General features: G+C 42.7%; 1 protein-coding gene. It reads right to left on the bottom strand.

Annotated elements, in window-relative coordinates; translation table 11 throughout:
- Window positions 1-372, bottom strand: a 372-nt coding sequence (locus BACCELL_RS25300) for an HU family DNA-binding protein (protein ID WP_044154427.1), incomplete at its 3' end; no start/stop codon positions are given.
- Window positions 373-918: the final 546 nt, after the last annotated feature.

The raw sequence follows: 918 nt of genomic DNA, 5'->3' as shown, positions 1-918 counted from the left end.
GGCACGCGTGGCAGCCACCTGCGGACGAATACTGCTGGAAGCACGGAAGTTGATACGGACGGATCTGATCTTGGTAGATTGACAGTCGTCCTTCTTCTCCGAACCTTCGGTAGTAGCCGAAAGGCTGAATACACCGAAGTTGTCGATGTTTACCGAACGGCCATTGAAAAGCTCACGACGCATAGCACCAACGAAGTTGGTTATCACACTCTGTATATCACCCAGAGTGAGCGAACTGGATTCTTTCATCTGAACGGCAATACTTTCCAGTGTCGCCGATTTTCCCCAAACGATTAATTGAGGGTAGTATTTACCCGTACCATCTTTATGGAAAGGGTCTTTACGTAATACTTTCTTAAATGTTACTGACATAATTTTTTTGAGTTTAAAAAAGAAGAAAATAGTTTCGAACGGAAACTGATACAAGGCGACGTCTTACCCGAAACCTTCCGTAGGATCCCCACTTTGAGGACACAACAAAGGTACTTCAGAGACCAAAAACGAAAGGACGAAACGGGATGTACCGGGACGTACCGGGGCGAACTTATCCGTACTTTACCTTATTTATTTTTACTTTTACCCCGGATTATTCCCCAACCTGCATAAATCTATTTACCTTTGCAGAATCAAATATTTTAAATACACATAACCATGAGTTTAAAAAGAACAGCCAGCTAACTACTGACACACAGGAAGACATCCTTTACAAACACTGCGAGACAACCGGTAAAGCCGAACTGCAAGCCATCAGACAAATAAAAAAATACCTGGAAAAATTGAACAGGGAACACGAACTAAGCGACCAGGCATGCAGGGAACTGAAGCAACTCAGCAAAGAAATAGACAAGTTCGTCGCTGATTGCAAAAAAGAAAAAAGCAGGAAAAGAATTGGGTAACGCTTAAAAACAAGTTGGTACA

This window comes from Bacteroides cellulosilyticus DSM 14838, assembly GCF_000158035.1.
Lineage (GTDB): Bacteria > Bacteroidota > Bacteroidia > Bacteroidales > Bacteroidaceae > Bacteroides > Bacteroides cellulosilyticus.
The sequence above is the reverse complement of the archived record's forward strand: the minus strand, read 5'-3'. Positions and strand labels throughout refer to the sequence as shown.